Below are 16,770 nucleotides of genomic sequence, written 5' to 3'. Positions count from 1 at the left end.
AATTTTCAAAACTAATCCATGGATTTAATCTCATAAAATAGATTATTTTTCATCTTAGTTGTTTGACCTGACATCCAATTTTTGGTAGCTCGATCAAAACCAGCCTGATCTTGAATATTGCCATTAAAGTAATCGCTAATAATTGATTTGTCTTGAGTGTAAATGATTTTTCCATTAACCGTATGCGCAGTAAAAGTAATTTTTCTACCACTATGTGCATTACTATCATATGAGTACCATGTACCCTGCATCTTCTTAGGCACAGTCACAACCGCTCCGTTACCATAAGTGGTGTCAGCCGCCTTTACATGCGTTGTTAATCCGCTCAAGCCTAAAGCCAGTACCATGGCTGACAAAGGCAATAATTTTCTCTCTAGCATAAAATCATCTCCAGTTGTAAAATTATGGATTCGCTTTCATTATTAATTTTACAGTATTTTGCTGTTCCAAGATAGATTAATATACTTTTTTAGCTAACAAAATAAAATCTTTAATTACTGCATCTTCATTGGTATAAAAAGCTGCAATCTTTTGCCACATTTGTTGTCCATTAGACAATAAAAACAATCGTTGTAAAGTATCATTACTAATTAAACTGGCGGTTGCTTCATTCATTAAAAAATATCCTGATCCAGAAGCTACTAACAATGCTGCCTCTTCTACGGAATTTGAAGCAATGAATGGGCTTCTAATCTGATAAATATCTTTAAATAAATGGAGTTCTGCAGCCTCTTCTTCAGGCTTAGCTATAGCTACAATAAAACAGGTTAAATCAGCTAGATCATCTTTATTGATCATCTGAACACCGCTAGGATAACTACCCTTTTGCAAAATAGCCATTACTGCTTCCTGACCTAAGATTTCCTTCTTAAAATCGAGCTGATCATCGCGCAAATCACTAATCGCTAAATCAACTTCATTTTTGGCTAATTTATCAAAAGCTTCATCGTGTCCCATTCCAATTAATTCAATTTCTACATCAGAATGTTTTTGCTTAAATTGGTCTACAATTCGATCTAATTGTCTTCTACCAAGTTGGTTAAAGTATGCTATTCTCAATTTTTTCATAGTTAATTTTCATCCAATGGGGCATGACCTTCATCTGCTATTTGTTTTTTATCTTTTCTAATTTGATATTTGTTGAGCATAATCAATAGCGAAATAACCACATTTATTCCACTAACTACCACGCTTAAAAATTTTAGTAATCTAACTTTCTTTTGCTTACTCATTTTAGATACCTTCTTCTAAAAATAATCATAAAATGAGACTTTACCTTTTATAAAGTCCAACTTTTTAATTCGATAATCTGTGATCAAACCAAGTTTAATTGCGGATTCCATAGTTAAACGTCCTAATAAGATTTGAGTCCATGTTGTAATTGGACCAGAGAAATCAACTAGTTCATCTTCTTTTCGTTCACACTTAACTTGGTGATCATAATTAGTTAATTGCCAAACGCCAATATTCCATGGACACTGATCATCATAATTAACTTCGATGTTAAAAGTACCCTCTTGCAATGGGCGCATGCATGACAAGATTTTTTGGAAATCAATAATTCTACTCATCATATATGGATGAAGTTGAATATCCAATTCATTTTGCTCTGGAAAAAGTTCAGCCAATAAAGACTTCTCAGGCAATGTCATACAAAACTCTTTAATTGACCCTATATGAGCTGCCATAAAGCCTAATATGCTTAATAATCCTTGAGGCGTAATTGAATATAATTCATCAGCCATAAAACAGTTATCAATTATGCGATAAATCAAGTAGCTCATCGGCCGACCAGCTTCATCGAAGTAAACAGCAATCTCTCGATGATGATAATAATCATCTAATCTATTCCACCACCAAGCTTCTCTGATGATCGTATTTCTTTCATCATCAGTATGCAACTGACGTTCATATAATTGAATCACACCATTTTGAACAATCAAATCATTCCATTTTCCACGAATTATCTTACCTTTGCGTGGTAATCTGAAAGAAGCAAGTGCAGCCCCCGAAAAGCTATATTCTTTTTGGTAAATACTATTGCTAAAACCATAATGACGATAAAAATTTTCTGAAAATGGAGCTAGATTTGCAACTAGGATTTTTTGATCATGCAAATCAAAAAGAATTTCTTTCATTAATTTAGATATATGTCCACGTCCTCTGTATTCAGGATATGATGCCACATAACCAATACCTGCCAATGGAACATGATGACCAAATATCTCAGCTTTAAACTTATTGACCATCATATAGCTGGTCAATTTTTCTTGATCAAAATATCCATATCCATCACTATGATCATATCGGGTCATAAAGTTACTATCTGTAGTCAAATCAAAATCTTTTAAAAAAGCATATTCAATCAATGAAGCAATTTGTTTTAAATTGTCTTGGTTTTTCTTTAATTTCATAGTTTTCCTTACAATATATATTCATAACTTTACTTATATTTTAGAACATTTTATGTATTTTTCGTTAGCTTTTTTTAAGATTTAAATGAAAAAACGGAATGATTAGCCTCCCATCCCGTTTTAATTATTTACATACTTCGCATATAAACTAGAAATGTATCTTTGCATCTCTTCTACTGAGTGTCGCCGTGATCGAGCACACTCTTTAGCAGGGCGATTGCATAAATAGCAGCGGCGACTAGAGTATTCAAGCTCTTGGCGTGAAAGTGCAGTTTTCCCTTTAATTAATACATCGGCATCAAATAATCGTCCTATTTTATTATTTTCTTCAAATAAAATTGTAGATAATTTAACTACTTTGCTAGATTCTCGCAAAACATAGAAATTTTCACATCCAGCATCATTATTTAATGCTTTTACTAATTTATAGTCATATCCCTTATTCTGCCATATTTCTTCTAATTGTTTAATTCCGTAATCAAATAATTTGATTAAATATCGATTATTTTTAATTGGCCCCGGGATATTTAAGTTTATATCAACCAAAGTCGCATCAGGATACTTTTTAAAAATAGCTTGCTGCAAAGCTACACGATAATCTTTTCCAGCTAATACCTGAGCAATATTTTGCGGATTTCCTTCTTGAAAAATGTTCATTTATATCTCACCGCAGTTAATTATAAACGATTGTACCTACTCCATCATCAAGTTTACTTGCATTTCTTAAAGAAGTAATAATTGCAGTCTTTCCTTTTTTCTCTACGAAATCAATGACAGCTTCAATTTTTGGCTTCATGCTGCCTGCGGCAAATTGGCCAGCTTCTAGATAATTCTTTAATTGATCAATCTTTATTTTTCCAATAGGAGCTTGATCAGGTTGATTATAGTTCACGTAGGCATTGTCAACAGTAGTTAGAATAACTAGTTCATCTGCTTGAATATCTTCAGCTAGTTTTGCGGCACTGAAGTCTTTATCAATTACTCCTGCTACGCCTTGCAAACTATCGTCTTTCACTACAACAGGAATTCCACCACCTCCGGCAGCAATAGGAACAAACTTGCTCTTTAGTAAAGTGTCAATGACTGGTGCATTAATAATTTTAACGGGCTTTGGAGAAGAAACTACTTGACGATAGCCTCGACCTGCATCTTGCTTATAAGTATATTCAGGATGATAGATTTTTTGCTTCTGCATTTCGTTAAATGTATAAAATGGGCCAATTGGTTTAGTTGGATTCTTAAAAGCTGGATCATTCGCATTAACTATTATCTGAGTAATTAAAGCAACAGCTTGATATGGATAATTTGTATGTTTAAATTGATCGTCTAAGGCCTTTTGCATCCAATAGCCGATACTGCCTTGAGTCATTGCTACTACTGTATCAAGCGGCATAGCGGGATTATCTTTACTTGAACCTTTGTATTGTTGCAAAAGCAAATTACCAACCTGCGGGCCATTACCATGAACAATCGCTACCTGATCACCATTTTCAATCATTTTAGCAACAACCTTCATTGTCTTTCCAACATGCTTTTCTTGGGCAGCTGCACTATTATCACCCGCTTCAATAGCATTGCCACCCAAAGCTACAACTATTCTTTTCATCTTTATTTACTTCCTTCATCAACTGACGGAATAAACAAATTGCCCAAAGTAGCGGCCATTATTGCTTTGATAGAATGCAATCTATTTTCCGCTTCAGTAAATTGCCAAGCGTATTGAGAGTTAAAGACTTCATCTGTAACTTCCATTTCACTTAGACCATATTTTTCATAAATTTCTTCGCCAACTTTAGTAGTGCGATCATGAAACGCAGGCAAACAGTGCATAAAGATTAGTTGATCATCCGGGGTGCCTGTCATATACATCATCTTCATTGTAACCGTGTAAGGCTTTAACAATTTGATTCTCTCACTCCAGTCATTTTCACCCATTGATACCCAGACATCAGTATAAATAATATTTGCACCTTTAACGCCTTGTTCAATGTCATCAGTAATCAAATTTCTTGATCCAGAATCTTTGGCAAAACCTTCTGCAATTTTTTGTACATCAGGGTGAGTGAATAAAGGCTTTGGCGTAACTATGTGTACATTAACTCCAAGCATGCTGCCAGCCACTAAAAGACTGTTGGCAACATTATCACGTCCATCGCCTACATAAGCTAAAGTAAGTCCCTTTAAATGTCCAAACTTTTCTTTAATAGTCATAAAGTCAGCCAACATTTGGGTCGGATGCCATTTATCTGTTAAACCATTCCAAACAGGGACACCAGAATATTTAGCCAAATCTTCTACATCTTTTTGAGCAAAACCGCGATATTCAATGCCGTCAAACATACTGCCCAAAACCTTTGCAGTATCTTCAATACTTTCCTTTTTACCTAAATGAATTTCACCAGCACCCATATATTCAGGATTTGCGCCTAAATCATTGCATGCAACTACAAAGGCTGAACGTGTTCTTGTTGAAGATTTTTCAAATAAAAGAGCTATATTCTTTCCTTTTAAATATTCATGCGGAATATTTTCTTTCTTTAGTTCCTTCAAATGAAGTGCGAAATCAATTAGATAGTTAAGCTCCGCTGGAGTATAGTCTTTGCATTTTAATAAACTTCTGCCTTGAAACACATTTTGTAAATATTTCATTTTAACGCCTCTTACAAATCTTCACGAACAAGTGGACATGACATACATCTTGGACCTCCACGGCCACGAGAAAGCTCACTTGAATGAATTTCATGAACTAAAATGCCATGCTTTCTTAACAAATCATTTGATACATAATTACGATCATATGTAACGACTTCACCTGGCGCAATAGCCAAAGTATTCGAGCCATCATTCCACTGCTCTCTTGGGGCTGCAATTGCATCCCCACCTCCGGTTGGAATTAGGTCAATCTCCGATAAGTGCAAATAATTCTTTAACACTTTGATCAAATCAGTTTCTGGGGTAATTTTAATCTCATCATGATCATCTTGCTCTAAAACATAAATATCAATCTTTCCTGATTTGTCTAAAATAAAAGGATGAACGGTAAACTGATCATAATTAATCATTGTAAAGACTGTATCCAGATGCATCATGGCATGATTATGTGGTATTTTAATTGCTAAAATTGTGTCATAACTAGAATGACCAAACAGGCTATGAGCAAGGTCAGTGATTGCGGCAGCGGAAGTTCTTTGAGAAATACCGATTGCTAAAACATGATTGTTTAAAATCAGCTCATCGCCACCTTCTAAACGTCCATGAGTGTAACGATCACGCCAAATAGGAATATTGGCATTTTTAAAGTCGGGATGATGCTTTAAAACGGTTTCCATAAATAATGACTCACGTCTTCTAGCTCTAAACGTCATTCTATTAATAGTCATGCCATTACCAATAGCTGCTTGTTGATCACGAGTAAAATATACATTTGGCATTGGATCCAAATAAAATGGATAATCTGGATCTTCAGCTAGATCGGCTAATGAAGGAGTTGCATTTTGTATTTCATTTTTTCTAATACCAGCAATTATTTGCTTAACCATTTCATTTACTGGCATTGCTATTAAATAGTCCATCAGTAATTGATGCAATGGATCTTCTTTTTTTATATTGGATTCTTCTAATAATTGATCTACAAATTTTGTACGGACATCTTCATTAGTCAAAGACTGAGCTAATAAATCTTCTAAATAAACGACATGAACTCCCTGTTTTTCCAAAGTGTGGGCAAAATAGTCATGCTCTTTTTGAGCTATTTTTAAATATGGAATATCGTCAATTAACATTCGATTTAAGATATCCGGTGAAAGATTTTCTAATTCTCTTCCTGGTCGATGCAGCATAACTGTTTCTAATTTGCCAATTTCGGAATAAACATGAATTAAGTCAGTCATTATAGCGCCTCCTAATTCAAATTATGTATCCGTTTACAATAATTATGGATCAATTAGGTAGAAGTTACAATCTTAACGGCTTAGTGAATCTATTATTCTTTTCATTAAAGGCGTCACCTTTTGATCCTTGCGCCACACTAATTGCAAATGCGTAATCCAATTACTATGTTTAATAGGAATAAGATCATCAGGTGCATACGTAGAAGCAATAGATTCAGGAACAAGAGCAATCCCCATTTTTCTCTTCGCCCAAGTAATCGCTGTTCTAGAATCATCACATTTAACAGCATAAAACGGCTTAATCCCATGATGAGCAAAAGTCTGGTTAAAAATTTCTTCAAATCTTCGATAAATAATGAGGGGCTGCTCATTTAGATCTTTAATCCTTAATTCCGTCTTATCCTTAAATTTGGGATCAACAGTAACTGCCATCATTCTTTCAGTAGTTAAAGTTTTTGCATTTAAGCCATTACGATTATAAGGCGTACGCACAGTTCCTAGATCGATTGTCTTCTTTTCCAATTTATCGATAATGCCAAAGGTATTATCTTCATAAATATCAAAGTTGATTTCCGGATAAAACTTAGTTAAATCTTGAAAACTTTTCATAGGAATTAGTCCAGTTGATGATGAAGCCATGCCTATTGCAATCGTGCCTAGTTCACCTGAAACAGTTTTATGAACCTGATTTTTCACGCTTTCTGATAAAGAGAGAATTTCACTAGCATAGCTCTGCAAAATTTGTCCAGCATCTGTTAATTCAATTCCATGAGCAGTACGCTTAAATAATTGTGCTTCTAGTTCTTTTTCTAGTTGCTTTAATTGATAACTCAGCGGTGGTTGTGCAATGTATAGTCTTTTAGCTGCTGAAGTGATTTGCTTTTCTTCGGCTACTACTAAAAAGTAGCGTAATTGTTTAATATTCATTAATAATCTATCCTTTTTATTTTAGTTGTATCTCTTATTAAAAATTTCTATATCTTATATTTTAATTTAGTATTTTCATTCAAACAACATATGTGCTACTTTATTAAGGTAGATTTGGAGGGAATAAAATGTCTGAAAAATTTCATGGCTTAACTCAAGCCGAAGCAGATAAGAGACTTAAAGAAGATGGGTTAAACGAAGTACCTGAACCCGAATACAACTTTTTTAAGGAATTTCTATCAAAATTATGGAATCTTTCTGCCTGGATTCTAGAAGGTGCCTTAATCCTCGAATGTATCTTAGGCAAATGGATTCAATCTTTGTTCGTCTTGTTGATGCTTCTTTTTGCGGCTTTTAACGGTGCATCCAAGAAGAAACAGTCACGGCGGGTATTAAATACCATTTCACATAAGCTAACCCCTAAGGTGGCTGTAGAACGCGATGGTAAGTGGATCAAAATTGACTCTAAGCAATTAGTTAGAGGCGACTTAATCTCACTTCAACGTGGGGATGTACTTGCAGCCGATGTAAAAATGGTTAGCGGTAAGATCGCCTGTGATGAAAGCTCAATTACCGGTGAATCCAAGCCCGTTAAAAAGAACATTGATGACACAGCTTATGCTGGTACTACTGTTGTTGAAGGCGATGGATTAGCAATTGTTACTGCAACTGGTAAAGATTCAAGAAGTGGTAAGACCATTAACTTGATCAACAATTCAGCTGCACCTGGTCACTTGCAACAACTTTTAACTAAGATTATTTACTACCTTTGCCTACTTGACGGTGTACTTACCTTAGTTATTATCATTGCTTCATTCTTTAAGGGTGGTAATTTTGATACGTTTATCAACATGTTGCCATTCTTAGCCATGATGTTCATCGCTTCAATTCCGGTTGCGATGCCGTCAACCTTTGCATTGTCCAATTCATTTGAAGCAACCCGTTTAAGTAAAGAAGGCGTCTTAACAGCTGATTTAACTGGTATCCAAGATGCAGCTAACTTAAACTTGCTTTTACTTGATAAGACGGGAACAATCACTGAAAACAAAACTGCAGTTGCTAGTTGGAGCGATTTAAGCGATTTGCCAGATAAAGATGTACTTCCTTTAGCCGGTAGTGCAACTGATAAGCGTAATGCAGGTATCATTGATATCGCCATTGATGAATACTTAAAAGAAAACAATATCCCTGTCATGGACGTTGAACACTTTACCCCATTTACTTCTGACACTGGGTATTCTATGGCTGAAGTAGATGGTCACAATGTTAAGTTAGGTTCATTTAAGCAACTTTCATTAATCGATAAGAATGCAAATGAAGCAGTTGAAGGCATCAATTTTAAAGCTGGACGCTCAGTTGCCGTGTTAATTGATGACAAACTTGCGGGAGTATTTATTTTACAAGATAAAGTAAGAAAGGACTCTAGGGCTGCTTTAGCAGAACTTAAAAAACGGGGCGTACGTCCAATCATGTTAACTGGTGATAATCAAAGAACTGCCGCAGCAGTCGCTGAACAAGTTGATTTAACTGGTAACGTTATCTCTATTCATGACTTTGATGAAAGCACCGATATTGATGAATTAGCAGGGATTGCCGATGTTTTACCTGAAGATAAACTTAAGATGGTTAAATTCTTCCAAGAAAAAGGTTATATCGTTGGTATGACTGGTGATGGTGTTAACGACTCTCCTGCTTTAAAGCAAGCTGAAGTTGGTATTGCTGTTTCTAACGCTGCCGATGTTGCCAAGCGTTCAAGTAAGATGGTGCTTCTAGATGATGGCTTAAGCTCTATTGTTAAAATTCTTGATGCTGGTCACCGTGTATATCAACGAATGACTACTTGGTCACTTACTAAGCTCGCCAGAACCGCCGAATTAACTATGCTTTTAACCTTCGGCTATCTCTTCTTCAACTATATTCCAATGGCATTAAATGCTATGGTTATTTACACAATCATGAATAACATGGTTACCATGATGATTGGTACGGACCGTACCCATATTACTTACAAACCAGAAAATTGGAATATGGCAAGGTTAGCCAAAATCGCATTCTCTCTTGCTGCAGGTTGGACAGTTATCGGTATCGCTTTTGTCAGCTTCCTCACCATGCATGGCTGGAGTCACAATTCTATCTCTACCATGGTCTATGTTTACTTAGTTCTAAGTGCAATGTTAATTGTATTAATTACTAGAACTCGTAAATACTTCTGGCAAGATTACCCATCTAAACTTGTAGGTATTGTTCAAATTGCCGATGTCGCATTAACCTTTATTTTAGCTTTATGCGGTTTAGCAATGGCTCAAATTAGTTGGCAAAACTTATTAATTACCGTTGTGGTTGCATTAATTGCAGCAATTATTATTGATTTGATTTATCAACCAGTAATGAAAAACAGATAATTAACTTAAAACAAAAACACTCTGAAAACTACATTGTAGTAATGTAGTTTTCAGAGTGTTTTTTTGATTAATGATTAGTAACTGTAGTCAAGACATTCAAAGCCTTAACATATTCACCATCAGCAATTTTGATAAATGGTTTTTTATTAATTTCTTTATGGCCTAAATAGTTAACCTCAGCACCACGCTTTAAAAATTTGCCTGGGATTTTTTCACCATTCTCATCATAAACAAAGGAATGCTTTTTGATTCTATTAACTACTTTTACAGTAGACTTCATATATGGCAAGAAGGCTTCTTCCTTAACAAATCTATTTTTACGAATCTTTACATAAGTATTACCATTAATTACTTTTATGGCACGTACTTTGTAAAGCTTTCCCTTTCTTAAATGTCCAACTTTAACACCATGTCTATTATAAACAGTAGCATTTCTAGTTAGATTTAATCTCTTACCTTGTCTAACTGGATTAGTAACAGCTGCATCAACGCTTTGTGTAGTTGCTGCGCCTAATCCAATAACTGCTAACATTATACCTGCAGCAGAAATAATTTGTTTTCTCATCATAATCCACCCCCGTAGTGTTTATACCATTCTTCATCTCTTATTTTATCAAAAATTATCGAATTGGAAGCATTTTTTACTCATCTGTTTTATAACTATTTGCTTAATTCTGCTAAAATTATTTATAACACTACTTACAAGGGAGTAATTATTCATGATTTTAACTTGGGATATAATCCGTAGGACTATCGAAGTCTTATGGATTATCAATATTGCGTTTGCTGTATGGACGGTCTTTAGAAGTCGCCGCAGCGTTGTTGCAACTTGGGCATGGATGGCTTGTATTAACCGTTCTGCCCGGTATTGGTTTTATCCTATATCTTTTCTTTGGTCGTCAGCTTTCACCTGATGAAATCTTTGCTATTCAAGAAGAGCAAAAAAAGGTACAAAGACATTATTTAGCTGAGCAACGCGACATGCTTAAAGAGCACGATCTTCTACCTGAAAAAGAGTGTCTTCCACGAGTAAGAATGCTTTCGGAACTAAATCTTAACAACGATGATGCGATTTTAACTTTTGATAATCAGGTCAAAGTTTTTATTTCTGGACCAGAACTTTTTGACCAAATGATTACTGATATCAAAAATGCCAAAAAATCTGTCAGCTTAGAATTTTATACTTTTTATTCTGACCAATTAGGACATCGTGTTTTAAAACCCTTGGAAGAGGCTGCAGTTAATGGTGCTAAGGTAGAGTAATTTATGATACCTCTGGATCAAGAGGCACTAAGCCAAGCTTTTTTGACCATTTAAGAGAATTGGGCGGCGAAGCTCAACCATTTATTTCCACTTCAAAAAAGCACTGGTTTACTACCCCACGACTCAATTACCACTTACATAGAAAATTAGTTATTATTGACCACCATATTAGCTATATTGGCGGATTTAATATTGGAGATCAATATGTCAATAAATCACCAAAATTCGGTCATTGGCAGGATACCCATTTACGTGTAATTGGGCAATCACCAATTCTAATGGCGGTCCGGTTTGCAATGGACTGGAACACGTCAATCAGAAGAACAAATTTACCTAAATTTGAATTAAAGGAACTTAAACCATTTACTGTCAATCGAAAAGATATCAATGATAATAAAAATGTCGCTATGCAAATTGTTTACTCAGGACCTGATAATCAACATTACGGCATCAGACGAGGCTATGAAGGAATTATTGCAGGAGCTAAAAAATACATTTATATTCAAATGCCTTATTTAATTCCCGAAGAATCAATTCTTGAAGCCTTAATTATCGCTGCTAACAGCGGTATTGATGTTCGAATTATGGTTCTCCTTGCATGCCCGATCATCCATTTGTTTATCGTGCTACAGAATACTATGCTAAGTATTTAGTAGCCCATGGCGTTAAAGTATACAAATATAATGATGGTTTTATTCATGCAAAAACTATGGTTAGCGGTTCTAATATTTCTTCAGTTGGTTCCGCCAATCAAGATTTCCGAAGCTATACATTAAACTTTGAGATAAACTCATTCAACTACACCCCTGCTTTAACTCAAGAATTAAAGAAAATTTTTGAGAAGGACTTAGATAAATGTACCCTTTTAATTAATGACTACTTTGCTCAACAATCATCATGGTTAAAATTTAAGCAATACTTCTCAAGATTATTATCACTTATTTTTAATGAAAAGCCCTCTATCGGTCTATCCGATGGGGGTTTTACTTTGTATTTTAAAAATGCAGTTTTATTTCTTTACTTATTTTTTTATAAGTTATATAGCAATGATAACTATTAAAAAGTAAGGAGGATAAAACTTGGCTAATAGAGTAAAAATAGGCGTTTTGAATTTAATGCACGATAAGTTAGATACTCAACAAAGATTTGCACGCGTTTTGCCAGATGCAGACCTGACTTTCTTTTATCCACATATGCATTATCAAAATCGTCCTGTCCCACCTGAAGTTGCAAAAATTTCCCAGCCATTAGATCTTAATCGAATCAAAGAGTTTGATGGCTTTATCATTACGGGCGCACCTTTAGATCATCTTGATTTTGATCAAGTTACCTACATCGAGGAAGTCCGATGTTTGCTCCAACTATTAGATAAATACAAGTTGCAGCAATTATATTTTTGCTGGGGTGCAATAGCCGCTTTAGATTATTTTTACAATATTCAAAAAAGAATTTTATCGAAAAAAATCTTTGGTGTTTTTCCTCATTTAATTATCGAACCACATCCTTTATTAAATGGTATCAGCCAAAGATTTATCGCTCCACATGCTCGTTACGCTGAAATGGATAAAACACAGATTATGCAAGATCCACGATTAACCATTAATTCAGTTGACGATAATGGGCATCTATTTATGGTCTCTTCTTTAGAAAAGCTTGAGCAAAATTTTATTTTCTCTCATATCGAATACGGCCGAAAAGGCCTTAAAAAAGAATATGAAAGAGAGATTGCTGCACATCCAGAGCGACATTATAAGAAGCCAGAAAATTATTCATTATCAAATCCATTGTTTCAATGGAAAGATACTCAGAAAACATTTTTCAATAACTGGCTAACTCAAGTTAAAAAAAGCAAATTAGTATTATTAGATAAATAAAACGAGGTATACATTATGTCTACAATTTATAATTCAGTTACAGAACTTATCGGCAACACTACATTACTTAAGTTGAATCGCGTTGTACCTGACGACGCGGCAGATGTCTATGTAAAGTTGAAATTTGAAAACCCAGCTGGTTCAATTAAAGACAGAATTGCTTTAGCTATGATCGAAAAAGCTGAACGTGAAGGCAACTTAAAGCCAGGTGGCACAATTGTAGAACCTACTTCAGGCATTTAGCCATGGTTGCTGCAGCCATTATTATTGTTATGCCAGAAACTATGAGCGTTGAGCGTCGTAAATTAATGAAGGGCTATGGTGCTGAACTCATTTTGACACCAGGTGCAGACGGTATGAAAGGTTCAATTGCTAAGGCCGAAGAATTAGTTAAAGAAAAAGGCTACTTCATGCCAATGCAATTTGAAAATACAGAAAATCCTAATATTCATGAATTAACTACTGGTCCAGAAATTATTGCCGCAATGAATGGTATCAGCAAATCCGTTGATGCCTTTGTTGCTGGTGTTGGTACTGGTGGTACTTTATCAGGAATTGGACATGCACTTAGGCGTGAAAATCCATCCACTAAGATATTTGCACTTGAGCCAACTGAATCTCCACTCTTAAAAGATGGAAAAACAAGTAAACATGGTATCCAAGGTATTGCCGCAGGTTTCATCCCTAAGAATTTAGATAAGGATATCTACGATGATATAATTACAGTTTCTACTGATGAAGCAATGGCTACAGCTCGTGAAGTAGCTAAAAACGAAGGCTTCTTACCTGGTATTTCAGCTGGTGCAAACATCCATGGTGCAATCGAAATTGCTAAAAAGTTAGGCAAGGGACATGCTGTGGTTACTGTAGTTCCAGACGGCGGTGATCGTTACCTTTCAACTGCATTATTTAATGCTTAAAACTTAATTTCTGTAAACAAATACTCCTAAGGAAATTTTCCTTAGGAGTATTATTTTTATTTCTGTTGATTGTGCACCAGTCAATGCTAGTACAACACTTTTAGTATAATAACCTTTACTAATTAGATCAATATTGAATTTATTTAAGCACCATGATATTGCACTAAGCTGTAAATATCAACATCAGGCAACTTTTCTCTACCCTTTAAATCAGGCAATTCAACGTAAAATGCAGCACCTACAAGCTTACCACCAAGATTTTCAATTAATTCCTTAGAAGCTCTTAAAGTACCTGCAGTAGCCATTAAATCGTCACAGAGAACAACTCTTTGGCCAGGCTTAATTGCATCTTTATGCATTTCAAGGCTATTTGAACCGTATTCCAAGTCATATGAAGCACGTTCAACTTCTCTTGGCAACTTATGTGGCTTTCTTGCTGGAACAAAACCTAAGCCTAACTCAGTTGCAACAGGACAGCCTACAATAAAGCCACGTGCTTCAGGACCTACGATTACATCTGCCTTTCTACTCTTTGCATATTTTGCCAATTCATGAGTAGCAGCACGATACAATTCACCATCTTGCAAAATAGGTGTAATATCGCGAAAGACAATTCCCTTATTAGGAAAGTCCTTAACACTTGCAATATATTTACTAAAATCAATCGCCATAAGAAGAAAAACCTCCATAATTCTGTGCGTTTGTATTCAAACACTTTTGACTTGTATATTTTACCAAAGATTTGTTATAAAAGCACTGAAATCTTGATATTTATCTATCTTTTTACCAAATTATTAACATATGTAATTAATTTTTGAGTAGGCATCGTTCTTAGTTGATTAATAAATTTAATTTGTGAACTCGTTGCCATTAAATATTTAGAAGCTGTCAATGGTTGCTTCTTTGGATTAGACTCACCAACTAATTTTTGATCGTCTAATTTAACAAAACCTAATTCAAAGAATACTCGCAAAATAAACAATACACTATCATAATCCAAACCTAGATATGGTGCTACAGTGCGATAGTCTTCAGGCTTTAATGCTGGATGGGCATAAATATACTTTAACACTTTTCCGAAATAACTCTTTGCTGGAATTTGTTCAACAGGTAACTGATCTAATAAAAAGCGTAAATAAATTTGTTGATAATCTTTTTCTAAAGCTGCATTTAATTCCACTTGATTGCGAGGCACATCAAGCAAAGCTACTGTTTCACCCGATTGATCATAATCTTTAACCAAGCTAATTTTATCATCATCAATTTGAAGGCGATTCTTAACAATTGGAATATTCTTTTTGTCAAAAAGCAAATAACGATCTGCAAAGCCCATGACAAATTTCTCTTGTCTTAAATCAATTACTGATGTTGGCACAGCTAATTTTGGGGATGCAAAAGCTATTCCTTCCATGATGCCTTGCAAAGATACTTGTTTGCGATAAGTATTCAAAGAGAGAGTAACAAAGATTTTTGAAATAAATGGTAACAAATTATTATTCAAATAATCCTTATTAAATCCCACAATTGCCAAATTGCCGTCTTTTTTATTAGCTGTTAATTTAACATGATTCTTATCTTTTCCTATTTTGAAAAAGTGTGTAATAGTTGGATCCGAAATACTAAAAATTGGCTGCGGATCACCAGTACCAAATGGTCCCACTTGATTAATTTGAGCCAAAGTTTGAGGTGATAAGTCATGCATAGGCAATTCCATATCGTACTCTTTAGTCTCTAAACCACCGTCAACATGAAAATCGGCTTCAAACTTTTCCCGTAGGTCATTTACTTTATCTTCTTCCATGGATAAACCACAAGCAAAATCATGACCTCCAAATTTGGTCAATAGACTTTCTTTTAACGGATTAAGAGCATCAAATAAGTTAAAACCACTGAATGAACGACCTGATCCCTTAATCTCCCCTTCATCGTTTTTAGTTAAAACAATTGTTGGTTTATGCAGTTTTTCCACTATCTTGTTAGCAACAAGCCCCAAAACTCCTTCATGAAAATCAGGATCATATAAAACTAAAGTATTTTGCTTTTGCCAACTATTTTCACGAACTAATTCCATGCAGCAATCGTAAACCTCAGTAGTTAGCTCTTTACGCTTATTATTTAAGTCTTCAATCTGATCTGCGATCTTCTGTGCCTCAAGATCATCATCACTAAGCAAAAGCTCTACTGCCAGATTAGCATTAGCCAAACGTCCAACAGCATTAAGTCTAGGAGCAATATTAAAGCCTACATCTGTCTCATTAATCGTTTCTAGCGTTAAACCGGCATTTTTGATAAGCGCTCTTAAGCCCGGTCGTTCGGTTTGATTAAGAACATCTAACCCACGTTTTACAATAATATGACCTTCACCAGTAACTTTAACCATGTCACCAATAGTACCGATCATTGCTAAATCTAGCAATTCTGGTACAGGATCCTGCATAAGCTCACGACAAATCGTATAAGCTACACCTGCACCACAATAATCATCAAAAGGATATTCTTGACCAGGATAATTACAGTGAACAATTGCATAAGCATCTGGCTTATTTTCTTGAAAAGTATGGTGATCCGTAATAATAGTATCAACGCCATGTCCTTTAGCGTATTCAACTTCTTCAATCCCCGTTACACCATTATCTACGGTAATAATTAACTTTGTGCCATCAGCTACTATATCCTTGTAGCGATCAAGATTAGGGCCATATCCGTCTTTAAAGCGATCTGGTATAAAGTAATGAACATCCGCACCCAAAATGCTTAAGGCTTCAGTCATAATTGTAGTAGCAGTAATCCCATCAGCATCATAATCACCATAAATAGTAATTTTTTCACCATTATCGATCGCTTGATTAATCCGATCAACAGCTTTGTCCATATCATGCATCAAAGCCGGATCAGCTAAGTTTTCTTCGGTCGCATTAAACCAAAAATCCAATTTTTCATCAGTATTAATACCACGTAACGCAAAAAGCCGTGCTGAAATAGGGCTAAGTTGATACTTTTCTACTAAATCTGGCGCTAATTCTTCAGCTGTTCTTTGTTGCCACTTCATTACTTAAAAAACACCTTACATTTCATAAAAA

General features: G+C 35.1%; 14 protein-coding genes and 2 pseudogenes. 4 read left to right on the top strand and 12 right to left on the bottom strand.

Annotated elements, in window-relative coordinates; all coding sequences use genetic code 11:
• Positions 1 to 11: 11 nt before the first annotated feature.
• The 9 genes from AADV52_RS02180 to AADV52_RS02140 form a co-directional block, all read right to left on the bottom strand.
• A complete protein-coding gene (locus tag AADV52_RS02180) occupies positions 12 to 380 on the bottom strand; it encodes a hypothetical protein (RefSeq protein ID WP_227028469.1) in 369 nt (122 codons plus the stop codon).
• A gap of 76 nt (positions 381 to 456) precedes the next feature.
• Positions 457 to 1,068, bottom strand: coding sequence for a LysR family transcriptional regulator substrate-binding protein (locus AADV52_RS02175; protein ID WP_014918656.1), 612 nt, complete (start codon positions 1,066 to 1,068; stop codon positions 457 to 459).
• A 2-nt stretch (positions 1,069 to 1,070) separates the two neighbouring features.
• Positions 1,071 to 1,232 (bottom strand): hypothetical protein, encoded by a 162-nt coding sequence (locus AADV52_RS02170; protein ID WP_014918655.1) that lies wholly within the window; start codon positions 1,230 to 1,232, stop codon positions 1,071 to 1,073.
• Positions 1,233 to 1,247: 15 nt separating this feature from the next.
• Positions 1,248 to 2,414, bottom strand: a complete 1,167-nt coding sequence (gene eis, locus AADV52_RS02165; protein WP_014918654.1) for a GNAT family N-acetyltransferase — start codon at positions 2,412 to 2,414, stop codon at positions 1,248 to 1,250.
• 120 nt (positions 2,415 to 2,534) lie between these two features.
• A complete protein-coding gene (citX, locus tag AADV52_RS02160) occupies positions 2,535 to 3,071 on the bottom strand; it encodes a citrate lyase holo-[acyl-carrier protein] synthase (protein ID WP_014918653.1) in 537 nt (178 codons plus the stop codon).
• A gap of 16 nt (positions 3,072 to 3,087) precedes the next feature.
• The gene (gene arcC / locus AADV52_RS02155; protein ID WP_014918652.1) at positions 3,088 to 4,020 is read right to left on the bottom strand and encodes a carbamate kinase; all 933 of its coding nucleotides are present in this window, start codon (positions 4,018 to 4,020) and stop codon (positions 3,088 to 3,090) included.
• 2 nt (positions 4,021 to 4,022) lie between these two features.
• A complete protein-coding gene (argF, locus tag AADV52_RS02150; protein ID WP_014918651.1) occupies positions 4,023 to 5,063 on the bottom strand; it encodes an ornithine carbamoyltransferase in 1,041 nt (346 codons plus the stop codon).
• An 11-nt stretch (positions 5,064 to 5,074) separates the two neighbouring features.
• Positions 5,075 to 6,304: an arginine deiminase gene (gene arcA / locus AADV52_RS02145; protein ID WP_014918650.1), complete on the bottom strand. Its 1,230-nt coding sequence runs from the start codon at positions 6,302 to 6,304 to the stop codon at positions 5,075 to 5,077.
• A gap of 72 nt (positions 6,305 to 6,376) precedes the next feature.
• Complete coding sequence (locus AADV52_RS02140) at positions 6,377 to 7,231, bottom strand: LysR family transcriptional regulator (RefSeq protein ID WP_014918649.1); 855 nt, start codon at positions 7,229 to 7,231, stop codon at positions 6,377 to 6,379.
• Between the two features lie 128 nt (positions 7,232 to 7,359).
• On the opposite strand from AADV52_RS02140, the gene AADV52_RS02135 reads away from it, so the two are divergent.
• Positions 7,360 to 9,633 (top strand): HAD-IC family P-type ATPase, encoded by a 2,274-nt coding sequence (locus AADV52_RS02135; RefSeq protein WP_014918648.1) that lies wholly within the window; start codon positions 7,360 to 7,362, stop codon positions 9,631 to 9,633.
• A gap of 67 nt (positions 9,634 to 9,700) precedes the next feature.
• Here AADV52_RS02135 and AADV52_RS02130 read toward each other — a convergent pair whose 3' ends face one another.
• The gene (locus tag AADV52_RS02130; protein WP_080588352.1) at positions 9,701 to 10,201 is read right to left on the bottom strand and encodes an SLAP domain-containing protein; all 501 of its coding nucleotides are present in this window, start codon (positions 10,199 to 10,201) and stop codon (positions 9,701 to 9,703) included.
• Positions 10,202 to 10,352: 151 nt separating this feature from the next.
• On the opposite strand from AADV52_RS02130, the pseudogene cls reads away from it, so the two are divergent.
• The 3 genes and pseudogenes from cls to cysK form a co-directional block, all read left to right on the top strand.
• Positions 10,353 to 11,839: pseudogene (gene cls, locus AADV52_RS02125) on the top strand (cardiolipin synthase); the annotation flags it as partial.
• Between the two features lie 136 nt (positions 11,840 to 11,975).
• Positions 11,976 to 12,770: a homoserine O-succinyltransferase gene (locus AADV52_RS02120; RefSeq protein WP_014918646.1), complete on the top strand. Its 795-nt coding sequence runs from the start codon at positions 11,976 to 11,978 to the stop codon at positions 12,768 to 12,770.
• 15 nt (positions 12,771 to 12,785) lie between these two features.
• Positions 12,786 to 13,690 (top strand): annotated as a pseudogene (gene cysK, locus AADV52_RS02115) (cysteine synthase A).
• A gap of 143 nt (positions 13,691 to 13,833) precedes the next feature.
• Here the strand turns inward: cysK and AADV52_RS02110 are convergent.
• Both AADV52_RS02110 and recJ read right to left on the bottom strand, forming a co-directional pair.
• Positions 13,834 to 14,361, bottom strand: a complete 528-nt coding sequence (locus tag AADV52_RS02110) for an adenine phosphoribosyltransferase (RefSeq protein ID WP_014918645.1) — start codon at positions 14,359 to 14,361, stop codon at positions 13,834 to 13,836.
• A gap of 104 nt (positions 14,362 to 14,465) precedes the next feature.
• Entirely contained in the window at positions 14,466 to 16,739 is a 2,274-nt protein-coding gene (recJ, locus tag AADV52_RS02105) for a single-stranded-DNA-specific exonuclease RecJ (RefSeq protein ID WP_014918644.1), read from the bottom strand.
• Between the last annotated feature and the right edge of the window lie 31 nt (positions 16,740 to 16,770).

Source organism: Lactobacillus helveticus (assembly GCF_046109915.1).
GTDB lineage: Bacteria > Bacillota > Bacilli > Lactobacillales > Lactobacillaceae > Lactobacillus > Lactobacillus helveticus.
Note: the sequence above shows the minus strand (reverse complement) of the source record. Positions and strands in the feature narration are given on the sequence as shown.